Origin of the sequence: Moraxella sp. K02 (genome assembly GCF_041154755.1) — a bacterium.
In the GTDB taxonomy this organism is placed as follows: domain Bacteria; phylum Pseudomonadota; class Gammaproteobacteria; order Pseudomonadales; family Moraxellaceae; genus Faucicola.
This window is the reverse complement of record NZ_AP031590.1, coordinates 2,126,912-2,142,178: the sequence shown is the minus strand read 5'-3', so window position 1 is coordinate 2,142,178 and position 15,267 is coordinate 2,126,912. Positions and strand designations below refer to the sequence as shown.

Here is a 15,267-nt window from a genome sequence, read left to right as displayed (position 1 = left end):
GATGCAGTTCAGTGGTTTCATGATAAGATTTAAATTCGTCTGTAAAATACAGATGTGGATTGAAACAGTGGTTTTTTGATAGATGAGATTTTAAGGCGTTTTTAGCGCATTTAGATTTTAGACAAGCAAATATGCGTCTTAATTCTTTTAAACGTTTCTCACGCAATTTAAACGGGTTTTAAACGCTATTTAGGATAGTTTTGTATAGGCAATAAAAAACCCACGTAATTGTGGGTTTTTTAGCTATTTATTTCGTTGTTTAAACAAAGTCGCTCGTTGCTTAAAAAATCCGTCGCCAAATTTAACTGCTTGCTTCAAGTCTTGCCGCAATGAGCTTATCTCGGACGGCGTCAATACCGTCCCTGTGGATTTGTTTGTTGATGTACCTTGCTTCTGATTCTGTAAGTTTAGAGAAGTCATAGCCAAATTGCTCCTTCCACCATTGTTCGAGTTCTTTTCCAGCTTGTTTACGCAATTGTCCAAGCGTTGACTTTGTAATAGCCATTTTAGCAGAGTTTGCCTTACCCGACAACGTACTTGCCGCTACGACTTTTCCGCCATTTAGCTCAACATAGCCTTTCAAGTCTGCCAAAGTTCCGCCTTGAGTGACAACATCATCAACAATCAAATAATTTCTGCCAGCAACAACATCACCTTCAAAACTAACGCGTTTGACAAGACGTCCAATACCATCAGATTGAGTTCTAAAAGCTCTAGTTGCTTGAACGATATCATCATCAAGACTTAAACCCAGTATCTGATGTATAGCTTGCGCATAGGCAACAGGAATTTTATTTCGCCCAGCCATTTCTTCAGCATGTACGGGCAATACATGGACATCGTCAAATTTTTTGATAAATTTATCAAGCTCATTCAAAAAATCATCATCAAGATAATCATTAACTAACTCAAGAGCAGGTTCCATATCACCTGCTTTGGCAGCAGCATATTTTTCATGACTGGTTATCGTGTTTGCTGAATGGGCAATGAAAATATCAGGGAAATCCTTCCAGTCAGTACGCATGCTTATTAAATTCCCATTAACTTCTTTAGCACCTATCATAATTGATTTAGCTTTTTCGGCAAGCCTTTCACTAAAATCTGTCCCATGCTTATCTTCAGCCAACTTAAACAACGCTGTCAAACGGTCAAAATTATGATTAAAACTTGGGTCAATCCCCATCGGCACGTCAGACGTTTTCCCAGTCTTTGGATTGGTATATTCTTGGGTGTCAAGTTCGGTCTTTTCGCTAATCCCTACTTTTTGAGCTTGACTTTTTGTAAGCTGCTTCACCCAGCATTTGCAGCCCCAGCCATTAGGTGGCATGATAGATTGCCAAATCGTATCATCGGCAGGGCGACATAGCCCATAATAACGCTTATGACTAAGCCGTGGATTTTCTGACACGCTTGGCATATATTGCAGATACGGCAAAAATTCTTTAGTCTGTTGGATTCGCTCCCATTGCCCAGCGCTATAGGCGGTTTGCAGATTGGTACTGTAGATTGTTCGCAATCGTCTGTTTGACCCTGCCACTAGCTGCTGCGTGCCATCATCCAATGTTTCAGCCAGCCAACCTTTTGCCATGAGATACGGCTTTAACGTGCGTTTAAACTCCCTAAAATCTGTGCCATTCTCCATCGCTGAGGCAACCGCATCACGCACATCTTTGAGCAAGTCTTCATCCATCAGCCCTGCCACGGTAAATGCCAAGGCGTGTTCATACGCTTTGACATCAAGATAACTTTCAGCCGTGAGCAAGGTTTTACCATTAAAGTGGACAATCGCTTCTTTGTTTGGCAAGGGCTGATAATTATCGGGCGTATAGCCGTGTTCGTCTTTAGTTTTAACTGGCATAACACACCTTACAACTGATTTTCGCCATTGGCATTGGTGTACCCATCAAGCCCTTTGATGTAACTATCCGTCGTTTTATCCGCCAAATCTTGGGTAAAGCCAGCATCGGGCAAGGTCAAATTATTCAAACTTTGGCTAAACTGCTGATAATCGTCACTGTCATTTAAGATAGACAAGATAGCGCTCAATTTTGACTTGCCGATTTTGGTTTCCATGTCTGTTGGCATTGGGTCTTCCACAGGCTTTTTAGCAAGTACGAATTGCTGATTACCCAAATCAACATGGCCGTCTGGTTGACTCGTTGGGGCAGTCGGGTGTGGCAACGTGGTAGGCTGTGTCGCATGGGGCGATTGTGATAGCTGCTGACCCTGCTGAGGTTGCTCAATCATTTCAAAATGCTTCTCATCCCATCCAACGACATCGGTATAAAACGCCTTGGTCATGCGGACGCTGCCGATTTCGCTATAGATTTTGACCACTTCCGCCAAGGTTTTATTCGGTGGATTTTTGGATAAGTACTCAAACCAAATCCCTTGAGGGGCATTGATAGGCACACCCCAGAGGCTATTTACCGCAATAATCGCATTAATCGCGTGTTGGATGCCTTCCGTCATCAGGTCAAGATAGGCACTGACACGGTCTTCACGCACTTTATCGTCAGTTTCTTGAGCCGAGCGACTGCCACCAGTCAGTTCACTGGTTTTTACCCGCCCCAGTAGTAGTTTTTGGATGCGACGGTTCGCCATGCGCTCAAAAATTTCAAACGCTGAGCCGTCACCGCTTAACTGGTGCATTTGAATATCGTCATCTTTACCGATGCCTGTTGCACCGCCATTCAAAAACCCAAAAAGCGAATTGGTAAATACTTTGACGTCGGTATAGCCGCCTTGCTTACCCACAATATACGGCACAGCATAACGTGCAATAAACTGACCTGCATATGCCCAGTCACGGTTACGCAGAGCAACGGCTGGATAGATACGGATAATCATCAGCTCACCGGCTGGATTGGCGGGCGTGGCTTTGGATTTTAGTACCAAGTACTTGAGCGTTTGGTCGATAGCGATTTCATCCATCTCACCTTTGTATAACATCTCACCGTCACGCTGTGGCACGTACTTGTCCAGTTCGCCATCTTTTGATAGGATTTTATCTAGGGTCAAAAATCCATTTGGCTCTTTTTTAAACACGTATTCAGCAACCATATAGCCGCCAAACTTGGCAAGGATGGCAAGCTCAGCAAACTCTTTGCTAAATTTTCGCACCAACGTGTACAGTACATTGATGGTCGCTTCAGGCACAGTGTCATCAAACGCATACAGACGCCACGGCTCTGCCAAAATAGCGGTACGCAGGTCTTCGCGGCAGCCTTCGACTTCATCATCACGAGCGACCGTATCAAGCAGCTGCTGACGGCTTTTGCCTGTTTCAGCAAGCAATTGGTCGGTACTCGACGCTTGGGTAAACGTGTCCATTGCCGAATCAAACGCCACGACAATCGTGTTTTGGTCAATCTGTTGTTTCTTTTTTGCCATTTTTTACCTTACCAACTATTAAATGTGCCAAAGCCGCCAAAATTCATTTGATACATATTTGGCTCTGGTATCACAATTTCTTGAATTTGATGAATTTGCCCGTATTGTTGAGCGATTTTGTGGAGCATTTCGACACAGTCACAGCCATCATCGTGATCGCCTTTGGGAAAATGCTTAAATTGGTCTATCACAGTCGTCTGTTCGGTGTGGAATAAAATCAAGCCGTTGGCACAATGCGGTTGTAATGCTTCAATCCGCAATTCTTTATCGGCATGGGGATGCACAGGTACAGCAGGGACAGGCACGCCCATTTTGGCACTACGTTTGACCAGTTCGGTGCGTAAAAATTCTTGAAACTGCACTGATTCAATCGCCCAAGCAATGCACATATACTGGCGTTGCAATTCGATAATGTCGCTGATGATACGGTCAGGTAAGCGTTTTTTAATCAGCATTTTAACGATGTACAAAATCCCGTTTTCACGGTCAAAGCCACCGATACCGATTGCCGATGGGTCACGCTGTTTACCAAACTTACCGAGCGACGGGTCACACGCCCCAAAGTACAACAGGTTATTTGGCAAGGTATGCCAGTAATGTAGCGAGTTATGGAACGGTGCATCTTCACTCGCTGTCGGATCGTTCTGGTACTCACTATCAAACGCATCATGACCATCACGGGCACGGATTTTCATCAAGACGATAATTGGACGGGCTTTCCACGAGACTATCGCCCCTTTGTCCATTTTCTTCTTGTTTTTTTGATAAAAGGCTTCTGCCTCATCGAGGCGTTTGGCTTTAAATAGCGCTTCCCATTCATCCCAAAGCGCCATATTGTCTGGGAATTTTAAAATAGCTTTAAAGCGAGCCGACCGCCACGCAGGGTTATCGAGTGTCCGATTCAACACGCTGTCATGGTGCAAAATCGTACCGATATAAATAATGTCGAGCTTTTCCCCCGCGGCACCCAATGGCATGATGGTCTTTTTTAGCCAAGTATGCAGTTTGTCCCGCTGTTCGGGGCTTCGCACATTTTCATCGTTTTCGATATCATCTAGTACCACAAGGTCAGGACGATATGCCCCATGACGCAAACCACGGAGTTTTTTACCAGCGCCAGCGACTTGTACTTTGATGTTATTGGCGGTGATGATTGACCCTGCTTGCCACACTCGACCTTGCCCAAAGACTTCGGGAAAGTCGATTTTGATACGCGGGTTGCTATCCAGTTCGGCTTTGATTGCCTCTAGCATGGGGTAGGCTTGGTCGATACTGTCCATCACAATCAGCGTATAATGGGTTTTTGCGGTGATAATCCGCCAAATCGTGTATAACTGGCTGACAATGGTTGATTTGGCTTCACCACGGGGGGCAGCGATGGCCTCCAGACAACTTTCGGGGTTGCTTGCCACTTCAGGCAGTACTTTATGCAGGTACTTATGCAGTTCCGACAGTTCCGGATTGCGGATATAGTGCGGGACGTAATGCGCAAGAAAGTATTTAAAGCCACCCACTGGGTCAAAGATATTTGCTCGACGTTCGGCAATCGACTTGGGGTTATCATCCCAACCCGTGAAACTCGCTTCAATCGTTTGGCGTAAGCTTTCAGCAAGTTTATTCAGATTGGTTAAAAATTCTTTAGATTTCATTTCAATTCTTTTTCCATTTGCTCACCAAACGGTACAAGCATTTCAGCAAACTTTGGGGCGATTTCTGGGGCGTTTTGCATCACATAATCTTTAAACTTATCCAGTACTTCGAAAGCAACCGCAAGCTTACTGGTTTGCGGCATAGTCTTTTTGTTTGCAGCCACGGTCTTAACATAACTGTCCGCCAGTGACGCCAACATCTCGACCCGTTGCTTGGCAGTCAATGTTTCATCAAAATTGAGTTTTTCCATTTGGGCTTTATAAGCAATGACAAACTCGGTCATGATTTGACGGCTAATGTCCTCCAAGTCGCCACCTGCCAAAGTATGAGCCGCTCGCACCGCATCCCAGTCATCACCTGCTTTTTTGGCATCATTTTTCCATCGTTGAACAGTGGAGTAGCTGATTTCAGCCATCACGGCACAGGTCGTCAGGCTAATGCCATCAAAGACATACATCTTGCGTACCGTTTGTTTTTTGTCTTTGTCGTGTGCCATTGCTAGTTGCCTTTTTAAATAGTGCCTTACGTCTTATCCGCTTTTTTGTCGAGTTTATTGCCCACTTCTTTGACTTCGACCTTAATTTCTTTTAAGCCATCCATGATGGTTTGCATATCACGGTGAGCATCCGCCTTGCTTTGATAGTTTTGGCTCACTTCAAGCTTAAAACTGGTCAAATCAGTGCGTAGATCATCAACCTTTTTGGTGTTGTCTTTACTGCCATCACTGACTGTGCTAACCCAGCGCCAAAAAATCGTACTTATCAGACCGACCACGGTACTAATAATTAGCACCATCATTGCATCGTTCATTTTTTGCCTTCCTTTGCTGCCTGGCAGTTTATGCAGCGCACTGCCCACGGTAGGGCTTGCTTGCGTTTTTCGCCAATCGGTTCGCCACATACTATGCAGTCGCTGATATCATTGGGTGTTTGCCCTTTGGTCGTTTGACGGATGTGCTCGGCTGTCCAGGCGTCCGTCTCAAGGTTGGCACGGTCAATAATGTCACCCATTCTTTTCCACCTCAAAAGTCTTGGGTGGTGCTTGTTTGACAAAGCGTAAAATCAAACCACAGATAGCCACGATTGCGATTAAGTGCTTTTGGACAGCAGGCGGCAACAAGGCAATGACTTCAGGGGGCACGGGTACAGTTGCCAAAAAGACGATAATCATAAACGCCCAGTTACTAAACCATTTCCAGCCTGTTTGCCATTTTGGTACAAGTTCAAATTTCATGTTTCCCCCCTTAGATTTCAAAGTGTGGGCTGTCATATTCGCCTTTTTCACGATATTTGCCATCGCCATCCCAGTTTGCACCCCACCGCAGATTAGTGCTAGCAGGAATAGACTCTTCCGCTTTTAGCTGTTTTTGGGCTTCAAACATAGCTTTGGCGATGGTGTCAAATTTAGCTAAGTCATTCCAATCCACAGGGTACGGCACCACATCGACAGCATGACCATAGCCATCCTTTTGTTTACGATGCTTTGATGACAAGGGGTTATTGAGCCAAGTCACCTTGGCTAATGATGGTTTAGCGTATCGAGCAGGGACGCCTTTTGCTGTGCACTGGGCAACGGTTCGACCTTTGCCATAGTTGATGTAGCATTGTTCGTCACTTCGCACGCCTTCAAGCACCATAAAATCCTGTGGACTGATGGTGATGGCACGATTAAGGATTTTTTGCAGTGTAGGATGTAAGCCATCCATACGTTGTTTGCTAAGGTTTGAAAAAGTTGCCATAAAAAAATGCTCATAAGGGAATTTATGAGCATTTTGGCAGTTTGGCTATTCGTGGGTCAGATGATTGAGTTCAGTGGTTCAGCCTTAAAAAATTTTGTAAAGCCGACGTTTTTCTTTTTTATATAGAAATACCATCAAATCAAAAGTCGTATAGAAAAATATGCATACAATCGCAACATAGACTGCTAGCGGATGACTAAGAGCTATATCTGCAAACGGTTTTATAACTGGGACATCTTGGTTATCATATATAAACTCAATTATTCTTAAATAAAGCATAATGACAACCATGCCAAATACTAGCCAAATAGCTGGTATAATCAAAATTGACTTTTTACGGTCAGCTATTTCACAAAACATCTCTAATTCAAATAAAATTTTATCCATATTTCGTTACTTTTTTAGCAAATTAAAATCAACACTGATATCACTAACCTCTGTAATATAAAAATTTATACTAATATTATTCTCAGCATCATTATTGAATTTAACATTTAAAAACTTCTCTGGTATTTCTTTTATAATCAAATCTTCAATAATATGTCTAACTTTTTCAAGATCATCTTCATTCTTTAAGTCTATATTTTTATCTATTAAGACACTACGCTCTTCTGTAAGAGATTTTTCTTGATAGGCAATTGTATAAGTGAAATTGACAGCTTTACCCATTCTGACTACATGATTAACAGCACTAGACATTTATGACTCCAACGAAAACAATTATTGAAAATATACCTAACTTTACATTGCCTAATGTTAGTATAAAACAAAAAAGACCAATTAAAAACTGGTCTTTTTTATTGATTTAAACGGGTTTAAACGGGTTTAAACGGGTTTAAACGCTATTTAACGGCATCTTTTAACGCTTTACCTGCCTTAAAACTTGGCACTTTTGAAGCCGCGATTTGGATTTCTTCACCAGTCTGTGGATTACGTCCCGTGCGAGCGGCACGTTCTTTGACCGAGAAGGTACCAAAGCCAACCAATGTCACATCTTCGCCATTTGCCAATGCGTCAGAGACTGCTTGCGTCAACCCATCCAATGCTTTACCCGCATCTTTTTGATTAAGTCCGCTTTTCTCAGCGATTTTGGCGATAAGTTCAGATTTGTTCATACTATTTTCCTTTTTAGGTTTGATTTGCCAGTGACCGACTGGCGGCGGTGTTGCATTTCCGGTTTTACCACTTAAAATGTGGCAGTTAAGACTTCAAATATTTGACGATATCGTCTGGGTTCATGGTAAGCAGCTTGGGCAAGTCGTCATCACTCAAACTAATAACTTCCTGTCGCCAAATACCGAATGATAAAAACGCCTCAGTTACACGATCTTTACCACGTTTGACTTGCCGAAAGATAACCTTGTAGCCAGTCTCTTCTAATTTTTCATTCAATGGTTCAACCGCCAATTCCAACAGTTTTGTGATTTGGTTGGCAGTCGTGGTTAGGCTTGCTATCGTTCCCATTACTTCACCTCAACTTCAAACGGCTTGATTTCAAAAAATTCTTGACCGCTTTTGATAGTCACCCCTGCCACATCCTTTACTGCTAGTGGGTCAGCCAAAATAGCTTCTTTATTTACCTCTTCTTTGACGCGGATAAACTGGGTCAAACCCTTTTCTTTCAGGCTTGCAATCACATCTTCAATTTTGCGTAGGCTCACACTCGGTGGGCTAAACCGCCAAGAGACTTCACCCGTGATTAGGTTTGCCGTTTTCAGTCCTTTTTCTAGGATTTTGCTACGATTGGCAGCGCACCAAATTTCCACCGCCCCTGTCATCTGCTCAATTTCTTGCTTTAGCCCATTGATAGATTCCGTGTAGCTGTTGGTAATGGCTGCCACTTCGTCATTCATCTTGGCTTGCAGACGGATGACTTCGCGGTTTTTGTCGCCGATATGACGAATAAAGTCTTGTACTTGCTCAAGGCTTTGACATGCGATGATAGTAGCGACTGCTTTGATTTTTGCTTTTTTAGCCATTTGGCTGCTCCTTGTTAGTAGTTGGATTTGATACGTTCATAAGTTTCATCTAGCGACTCCCCAGGGTCTCGTGCTTGGTTGACGATATCCCAAGTTTCTTGCTGGGTACGCCCAGCAAATACAGGCTTTTTCACCCCGTTAAAGGCGACAAATTCACCCAATGTTGCGGCTTGGTTAGGATTGACATCTTTGCGGATATCAAAACTTTGCATGACCGCAAATAGGTAGTGATGATTTTTCAGTGGCAATGTCAGCTTGCCTTCGCCAAACTGCTTCATCACTTGCTCAATGCCCCAAATAAACGCTTGGGGCGGGGCATCAAAGACTTGCTTATTAAAAGTGACTTTCTTTGCGCGGATCGCAGGGGTTAAGTCGCCAATGATTTTGGTGAGTTTATCCCACGTCAGATCATGACCTGTTGGATTGCGAAACAGTCCAAGGTACTTAAGCAATGGCTGTTTCAGTTCGCACGGTATATCAAAGGCAGTGATAAAGGCTTCACCGCCAGACATCAGGCGGATAAGACCGTCAATGTCGCTTTGGTAACCACAGTTAGGGCATTTGGTTTTCATACCCACCTCACACCGTCACCAGTACGCCAAACCACATAAACACCACACTAAACACCCAAGCCAGCAGCAAAAACGCAATCCATTTGCCTTGACGGTCTTGACGTGCCATTAATTGGCGGATTAAGTCATCTTGACACTCAAGACTGCGGTACAGGTTTTCATTTTTGATTTGGTCTTTTTTTAGCCATGCCCAAATCGATGGTTCGGTTTGTTTTGCTTCGCCTTGTGCATACATATCTAGTCGCATTGTTTTCTCCCGTTGCTTTCAAAATTAGCCATCAAACATACTTAGCTGCCTGTCATCAGACTGGTTAAAATTCCTTACTATTAAGCCGATACGATGACGTTTCAGCACTTTGTAGCCGTTACGCTCGGTCATGCCAAATTCGTAGGCAAACTTTTGCACCGCTTTGGTCTGGGTCATACCACCATCGACAGCACTATCAATACATTCGCAAAACTTACGATTACGCAGCTCACGCAGCAGTTGCTCACAGCGGGGGACATACAGCCTCTCACCCCCAAATACCGCCATAAACTGCTTGGCTGACTCAACACCAATGGCATCAATCAATCGTTGTTCTCGCTCCGAGCGATTTTTGGTCAGTCCTCTTGGTACCGCAAAATCCACACCACCCATGCCCTTGACCAATAGCAATGCTTTTGAATAGCCAATAAACTGAGCAATATCTACCACTTGCGGCGGTAGTAGTGCCGCCAGCTCGTCATCAGTCAACTTGTCGCTAATGACTTGGGTGATGCTATGGTTTTTATTCATTGCCTTCCTGTTTTGCTTTTTTGCGTTGGCGGTTTTGCCTTTTTCTGTTTTGATAAACCGCCAATCCTTGCATCACCTTGTGTAGTTCTTCATCCGTGCAAAATTCCAATTTCTCTTTTTTGTGCATCCCGCGAGCGATACCGTGGGCATAGTTCCAATGTAGCCCCATGTCAGAAAGTATCGCTTCAATCTTATCCATAACCGCTTGGCGACTTGGCTTGTCAGTGCTGACTCTGGGCTTTCTGCCATGTTTGGATTTAGCGGCTGCCGATGGCTTCCAGCCAAGATTGCCAAACTCATAGATGACGCGCTCAAGCTCACTAATCAGCATTTTGCTACTGCTATCTTTGCCAGTGATACGGCGTAGCACGTCACGGTAAGTACCGTCATCCAAACCCAAATCTTTTTTGGCGATATGGATTTTGGCGAGTAGGGCTTTTTTCTTTGGCGCTATTGGCTTTTTTGACTGTGCCATGTCGGTCATCCTTTAATTTCACTTTTGGGTGAGAGCCGTTAAAAAATTGCATCGCAATTTTAGGCTCGCAAGGGAATTGCCTTAAATAGCAATTCCAAAAGCCATACAGACTCGCACCGAAAAATAAAATCTGTTAATGTATCAATGCCGATTGATGAAAATTCATTTTTCCCATCGCTTAGATGGTTTAGAATTAATCAATCAACATCTGCGTAAATTTATTAATCATCGCTTCATCAATCGGACGATTATTTAACTTGGACAACCGATTCACCCCACGCAATAGCTTGTTTAGGCGGCGAGCATTGCCATGACAGGCTTCATACAGTTTGGCGTTAAACGCATCCGTCCCAATAGTCGCTTGACTTAGCATACCGATGTCCTGCTCAGGCAGACGGTCAGACAAATCACCCACAAAGCCAATACGGCTATAAAGCTGCTTGTATTCGCCTTCTTTGCCGTGCAGATTGGCACGCAGACGGGGCATACCAGCCAAAACCACCCCAATTTTTGCCATGTCATGAATACGGCGGATAATCTCAAGCGACTTATAAGCCAGCAATTCGGCTTCATCGATGATGAGTAACTTGTCCGAGCCTTTAAGTTTCTCCACAATGCTGACTTCGTTGTCATGGTTGCTACGACTTGGCACGATACCCAAGCGGTTACACAACTCAACCAACATCACTTTTGGACTATAGGTAGGCGTTACTTCCACCAAAATCACGTTATCCACGGTTTTAGCGTACTGTTTTAGCGTGACCGTCTTACCCAGTCCTGCCTCACCGATGACAAGATTAATATCTGCCATGCTGTGCGCCATCGCACACACATCAAAAATATCTTTGGCGGTAGGTGTTTCCACAAAGTCCGATTTCACGTCTTTTGCCTTGTCAGCTTGGCGGTCGAGCATTTCAACCACTTTTTTGTCCACCCCTTCCACGTCACCGTTATAAGTACCTTTTAAGTATTGGCTAACAGTCGCAGTCGATACCCCAAGTAAGGTGGCGACCTTGGATTGACTGATGCCAGTCTGTTCGATATACTGTTTTAGAGCTTGCATACTCATACTGTTTTCTCCTAAGCCGCTATTCCCGTAGCGGTTTTTACGTTGTTGTTAAGGTTTTAGTTGATTGTTTTGATTGCTTTGGCACGCCATTCGTGCAGGATTAAATCATCAGTCGCTTTCACATCCGACCCAACCGCCAACGCATTAAGCAAAGAAGTTTTTTCAGCGTCAATCGCAGGGCGTTTTTCGGCTTCTGCCTTAGCGATTTCATCTTGCAATTTCTTAACACGACGATTGGCACGGGCTTCACGGCTTTGCTCCACCAGCGTTTTGGGGAAGGCGTCTCGTTTATTGCCATCGAGCACCGCATCACACACATAGCGACCATCGCCGTGGCGGATAATCACGCTTGACGCATCATGAATATCTACATACGCCACTACTTCCAAACCGTCCAAAGCCTCAAGGGCTTTATGCCAATATTCATTATTGAGTACCGATAACCAACCGCGTTGTACCTTACGAACAAAATGCGGGCGGAACATATCACGGGCTTCAACTTCAGTGAGCGGGATAATATCCACGCCATCTTTTGCCATCTTATTCATCAGCGCCTCACGGTATGCGCTAGGCGTTGTACCAAGCTCACTGTGTTCCCATTCGTTGTTGTAGTACCCAACCGCTTGCTCGACCACATCAATAAACTGTTTCCAAGTGGGATAGATTTTTTGACCTTTCTTTTGAATGGGCGTAAGTTCGGTACGTCCTTCCTTTTCCGCCTTAGCAAAACTGGTAACCGCATACAAATTTTTTCGCACCGTTTCATCATCCGCCCCTTGACCCCAGTAAGTTTCAAACTGCTGAGCAATCCAACGCGGTACTACTTTGTTAAACCGCTCAATAATCCCACGCCCTTGCGGATTACCAGGAATACCCGTCTCATGATGGACACCCAAACGGGGCAAAATCCCCATCAAATCCGCATCAAGCGCCTTATTGGTCTGACCGCTACCGTTATCCGAGTAGTAGATGGCGGGGATGCCATGTTTCACCATGCCATCACGCAGGGCATCTGCCACCGCAAGGGTAGATTCGGCATACGCCACCGACCAACCGACCACAAACCGACACGTCGTGTCCATGATGATCGTCAACTCTGGGGTAAATGGCTGTCCATGTTCGGGGTGTTTCACCTTAAATTCCATCGACTTGCCATCACCGACCCACACATCATTGTTATTAAACCAACTGGTATTCCAGTCACGCTTCACATACGTCATCAATGTTTTCAGTTTCGACCCTGTCACACGACCCGACTCACGCACCAAGCGCGGCAACTTATCCAGCGCTCGATACACCACATCGATATGTGGTACATTCTCCGCCCCATGCTTGACTTCATAGCCAACTGCAAAAATTCGATAGGCTTCGGCCACGTGATAGCCTTTTGGACTGCGGTAAATCGCCATAAAATCAGGCAACCATTCCATACGGGTTGTTGATACCACAGGCTGACCTTGTTTTTGTGGCGCAAGCACTTTCAGACGGTCTTCACCGGTCTCACACTTATCCGCCAGCAAACACCATTCATGCAGTTTTCGAGTTCCGACGCCCACGCCTTTCGCCTTGGCAACTGCGGTCACACAGATTTGGTTATAGTCCACCCCATTTGTTTCGTCATTTGGCAACGCACCTTCACGGGATAACTGACTAACCAACGCCACCGCCTTACTACGGCCACCAGCTTTACTTTCATACTGGGCAACCAATAGGGTCATCAGTAAGCGAGCATCTGCGGTTTTCCGTTGGGCATGGGTCAGCTCGTTGGTATCACGTTCCAGCAGGGCAACGGCACGGCTAGCGGAGGTATCGACCTTGGCGGTCAAGGCTTTCATCTCAGCTTTGACTTGCAAGGCTTTGATTTCGGCTTGGACTTCTTTGGGCAACCCATCAAAGGCATACTCAACGCCACCGCCTTTGCCAACTCTTTTTCTGTTTAACCAGTTTTCTTTTTTAGCACGATTAATGACATTTGATTTAGACTTTGGTAAACTGGATAATTGTAAATCGGTCAAATCTTGTGCTGATAACCATTCTTTCATCTTAAATAACCATTTTTCTGATTAAAGAACTAAGACGCATAACGACTTGGCCAAATATCTTCAGGATTTACGCCTATTGCCCCCGCAATAATTCGTTCAGCCTTTGGATATTTACGGTATAGCGCATTGCGCAAACCATTACGGGTATAGCCATTTGCTACGGATAGTGCCGACATATTTGTGCCAGCTTTTTTTAGCCCTGCAATAATGTCTGCATCATGCCAATCAATTGGCTGTTTTTTTTGGCTTTCGTTTGTGTGCATTTAGTGACTCCTTTTGCTTAGCACTTGCACACAGTATAACTATTCTATCGGTTGGTGTAAACTGTTTTATCAGTCAAAATAGTTAAAATTTAAGTTAAATAATTTAAAAATCGGTAACTTGTTGATTATTAAAGTAATTAAATAAACTGTTTTGAAAATAGAAAACAACCGGAAATATAACAGTTAGAAACGATTAACTATTCTATCGGTCGCTATCATGAACAGAAAAGAAATTGGTCAAAGATTAAGAGAAGCTAGAGAAAAAGTTGGATTATCAAGAGACCATGTAATCGCACTTCCAGAAATTGAAATGTCACGTTCGACCCTTCAGCAATGGGAAATTGGTCAAACCGAGCCATCATTAGAAAAGTTAGCCAAGCTCGCACAGCTTTACAAGGTCAGCCCCCAATGGCTTATCTTTGGGGAAGGGGACAGCACCGCCCAAGCACCTGCGCCTGCCACCAACCCATCACTCGAAGCACCTGCCAAACACGTCATCTTCAATGAAGAGTTTGTCCTAATTCCCATGTACGACATTGAAGTATCAGCAGGCAATGGGTTATTCTCACAGGGCGTCACCGAACCCATCAAACACGTTGCCTACCGCCGTGACTGGCTCAAAAGCAAAAACTTAGACCCATATAACCTAGCCGTGGTCTGCAACTGTGGCGACAGCATGTACCCGACAATCCCCAATGGCTCATGTATGCTCGTCAATCTCGCCAAAAACCAAGCCCACGATGGCAACATCTATGTCTTGCGACTTGATGACCGCATCTACGTCAAGCGTACCCAATGGATACCCACAGGCGGACTGCGTATCATCAGCGACAACACCATATACGAGCCATTCGACTTGGATAAAGCCTACCTAGCATCTGGGCAGTTTGAAGTCTGCGGCGAAGTCATCGAGATAAGCCACATCATCCATTAGTGCCTTTAGTTACCGATGGTCATGGTCGACAAACGTACTGATAGCACCAAGCACCAGCCACAAAAAAAGGCAGCCCATTTCGGACTGCCTTCTTCTCTTAAATTACTTCTTAAATTCATCAAACATTTCTTAAATTCAAACCGTTTAAACCGCATAACTACAGGCTTTCGGCACATCATTACTTAAAAAGATTACTTAAATCACCCAAAGTAGTGTTTAAATCATTCGCACATTTAAACACCATTTAAACGCCACTCAAACATCACTCATTTATGCACAAATAAACGCCATTTTTATATCACTTTTCACCATTTTTTTGCATTTTCATTTGTGCATAAAATTTTGCCGTTTTTGCCTCTATCCCTTATACTGTC

Annotated in this window: 21 protein-coding genes; 1 reads left to right on the top strand and 20 read right to left on the bottom strand. The window is 44.3% G+C overall.

Annotation, left to right across the window (positions count from 1 at the left end; genetic code table 11):
• Window positions 1–301: 301 nt before the first annotated feature.
• From ACAM39_RS09690 to ACAM39_RS09595, 20 genes are all read right to left on the bottom strand, one after another.
• Complete coding sequence (locus ACAM39_RS09690) at window positions 302–1,858, bottom strand: phage minor head protein (protein ID WP_369627526.1); 1,557 nt, start codon at window positions 1,856–1,858, stop codon at window positions 302–304.
• An 8-nt stretch (window positions 1,859–1,866) separates the two neighbouring features.
• Window positions 1,867–3,393: a phage portal protein family protein gene (locus ACAM39_RS09685; protein WP_369627525.1), complete on the bottom strand. Its 1,527-nt coding sequence runs from the start codon at window positions 3,391–3,393 to the stop codon at window positions 1,867–1,869.
• An 8-nt stretch (window positions 3,394–3,401) separates the two neighbouring features.
• Window positions 3,402–5,042: a phage terminase large subunit gene (gene terL / locus ACAM39_RS09680; RefSeq protein ID WP_369627524.1), complete on the bottom strand. Its 1,641-nt coding sequence runs from the start codon at window positions 5,040–5,042 to the stop codon at window positions 3,402–3,404.
• Window positions 5,039–5,539 (bottom strand): DUF1804 family protein, encoded by a 501-nt coding sequence (locus tag ACAM39_RS09675; protein ID WP_224053883.1) that lies wholly within the window; start codon window positions 5,537–5,539, stop codon window positions 5,039–5,041. The genes terL and ACAM39_RS09675 overlap by 4 nt, the downstream gene beginning before the upstream one ends.
• Before the next feature lie 26 nt (window positions 5,540–5,565).
• Window positions 5,566–5,853, bottom strand: coding sequence for a hypothetical protein (locus ACAM39_RS09670; protein ID WP_224053882.1), 288 nt, complete (start codon window positions 5,851–5,853; stop codon window positions 5,566–5,568).
• Complete coding sequence (locus ACAM39_RS09665; protein WP_369627523.1) at window positions 5,850–6,053, bottom strand: TraR/DksA C4-type zinc finger protein; 204 nt, start codon at window positions 6,051–6,053, stop codon at window positions 5,850–5,852. The genes ACAM39_RS09670 and ACAM39_RS09665 overlap by 4 nt, the downstream gene beginning before the upstream one ends.
• Window positions 6,046–6,276 (bottom strand): DUF7940 domain-containing protein, encoded by a 231-nt coding sequence (locus tag ACAM39_RS09660; RefSeq protein ID WP_248148054.1) that lies wholly within the window; start codon window positions 6,274–6,276, stop codon window positions 6,046–6,048. The genes ACAM39_RS09665 and ACAM39_RS09660 overlap by 8 nt, the downstream gene beginning before the upstream one ends.
• Window positions 6,277–6,286: 10 nt before the next feature.
• On the bottom strand, window positions 6,287–6,781 hold the full coding sequence (locus ACAM39_RS09655) for a M15 family metallopeptidase domain-containing protein (protein ID WP_369627522.1): 495 nt from the start codon (window positions 6,779–6,781) through the stop codon (window positions 6,287–6,289).
• A gap of 84 nt (window positions 6,782–6,865) precedes the next feature.
• Window positions 6,866–7,168 carry a hypothetical protein gene (locus tag ACAM39_RS09650; protein WP_369627521.1) on the bottom strand — a complete coding sequence of 101 codons (303 nt, stop codon included), beginning with the start codon at window positions 7,166–7,168 and terminating at the stop codon, window positions 6,866–6,868.
• A 6-nt stretch (window positions 7,169–7,174) separates the two neighbouring features.
• On the bottom strand, window positions 7,175–7,480 hold the full coding sequence (locus tag ACAM39_RS09645; RefSeq protein ID WP_369627520.1) for a hypothetical protein: 306 nt from the start codon (window positions 7,478–7,480) through the stop codon (window positions 7,175–7,177).
• Between the two features lie 143 nt (window positions 7,481–7,623).
• The gene (locus tag ACAM39_RS09640) at window positions 7,624–7,920 is read right to left on the bottom strand and encodes an HU family DNA-binding protein (protein WP_369628603.1); all 297 of its coding nucleotides are present in this window, start codon (window positions 7,918–7,920) and stop codon (window positions 7,624–7,626) included.
• A gap of 61 nt (window positions 7,921–7,981) precedes the next feature.
• Entirely contained in the window at window positions 7,982–8,245 is a 264-nt protein-coding gene (locus tag ACAM39_RS09635) for a hypothetical protein (protein WP_369627519.1), read from the bottom strand.
• Entirely contained in the window at window positions 8,245–8,760 is a 516-nt protein-coding gene (locus ACAM39_RS09630) for a host-nuclease inhibitor Gam family protein (RefSeq protein ID WP_369627518.1), read from the bottom strand. Before ACAM39_RS09630 ends, ACAM39_RS09635 begins: the two co-directional genes overlap by 1 nt.
• Window positions 8,761–8,774: 14 nt before the next feature.
• Window positions 8,775–9,332, bottom strand: a complete 558-nt coding sequence (locus tag ACAM39_RS09625; RefSeq protein ID WP_369627517.1) for a hypothetical protein — start codon at window positions 9,330–9,332, stop codon at window positions 8,775–8,777.
• A gap of 7 nt (window positions 9,333–9,339) precedes the next feature.
• Complete coding sequence (locus tag ACAM39_RS09620) at window positions 9,340–9,579, bottom strand: hypothetical protein (RefSeq protein WP_369627516.1); 240 nt, start codon at window positions 9,577–9,579, stop codon at window positions 9,340–9,342.
• A gap of 24 nt (window positions 9,580–9,603) precedes the next feature.
• Complete coding sequence (locus ACAM39_RS09615; RefSeq protein WP_369627515.1) at window positions 9,604–10,110, bottom strand: Mor transcription activator family protein; 507 nt, start codon at window positions 10,108–10,110, stop codon at window positions 9,604–9,606.
• The gene (locus tag ACAM39_RS09610) at window positions 10,103–10,585 is read right to left on the bottom strand and encodes a gp16 family protein (RefSeq protein WP_369627514.1); all 483 of its coding nucleotides are present in this window, start codon (window positions 10,583–10,585) and stop codon (window positions 10,103–10,105) included. Before ACAM39_RS09610 ends, ACAM39_RS09615 begins: the two co-directional genes overlap by 8 nt.
• Before the next feature lie 193 nt (window positions 10,586–10,778).
• Window positions 10,779–11,654 (bottom strand): AAA family ATPase, encoded by an 876-nt coding sequence (locus tag ACAM39_RS09605; protein WP_369627513.1) that lies wholly within the window; start codon window positions 11,652–11,654, stop codon window positions 10,779–10,781.
• Between the two features lie 56 nt (window positions 11,655–11,710).
• Complete coding sequence (locus tag ACAM39_RS09600) at window positions 11,711–13,696, bottom strand: Mu transposase C-terminal domain-containing protein (RefSeq protein WP_369627512.1); 1,986 nt, start codon at window positions 13,694–13,696, stop codon at window positions 11,711–11,713.
• 29 nt (window positions 13,697–13,725) lie between these two features.
• Entirely contained in the window at window positions 13,726–13,959 is a 234-nt protein-coding gene (locus tag ACAM39_RS09595) for a helix-turn-helix domain-containing protein (protein WP_369627511.1), read from the bottom strand.
• Between the two features lie 217 nt (window positions 13,960–14,176).
• Here ACAM39_RS09595 and ACAM39_RS09590 point away from each other — a divergent pair, with 217 nt between their 5' ends.
• Window positions 14,177–14,893: an XRE family transcriptional regulator gene (locus tag ACAM39_RS09590; protein WP_369627510.1), complete on the top strand. Its 717-nt coding sequence runs from the start codon at window positions 14,177–14,179 to the stop codon at window positions 14,891–14,893.
• Window positions 14,894–15,267 lie beyond the last annotated feature (374 nt).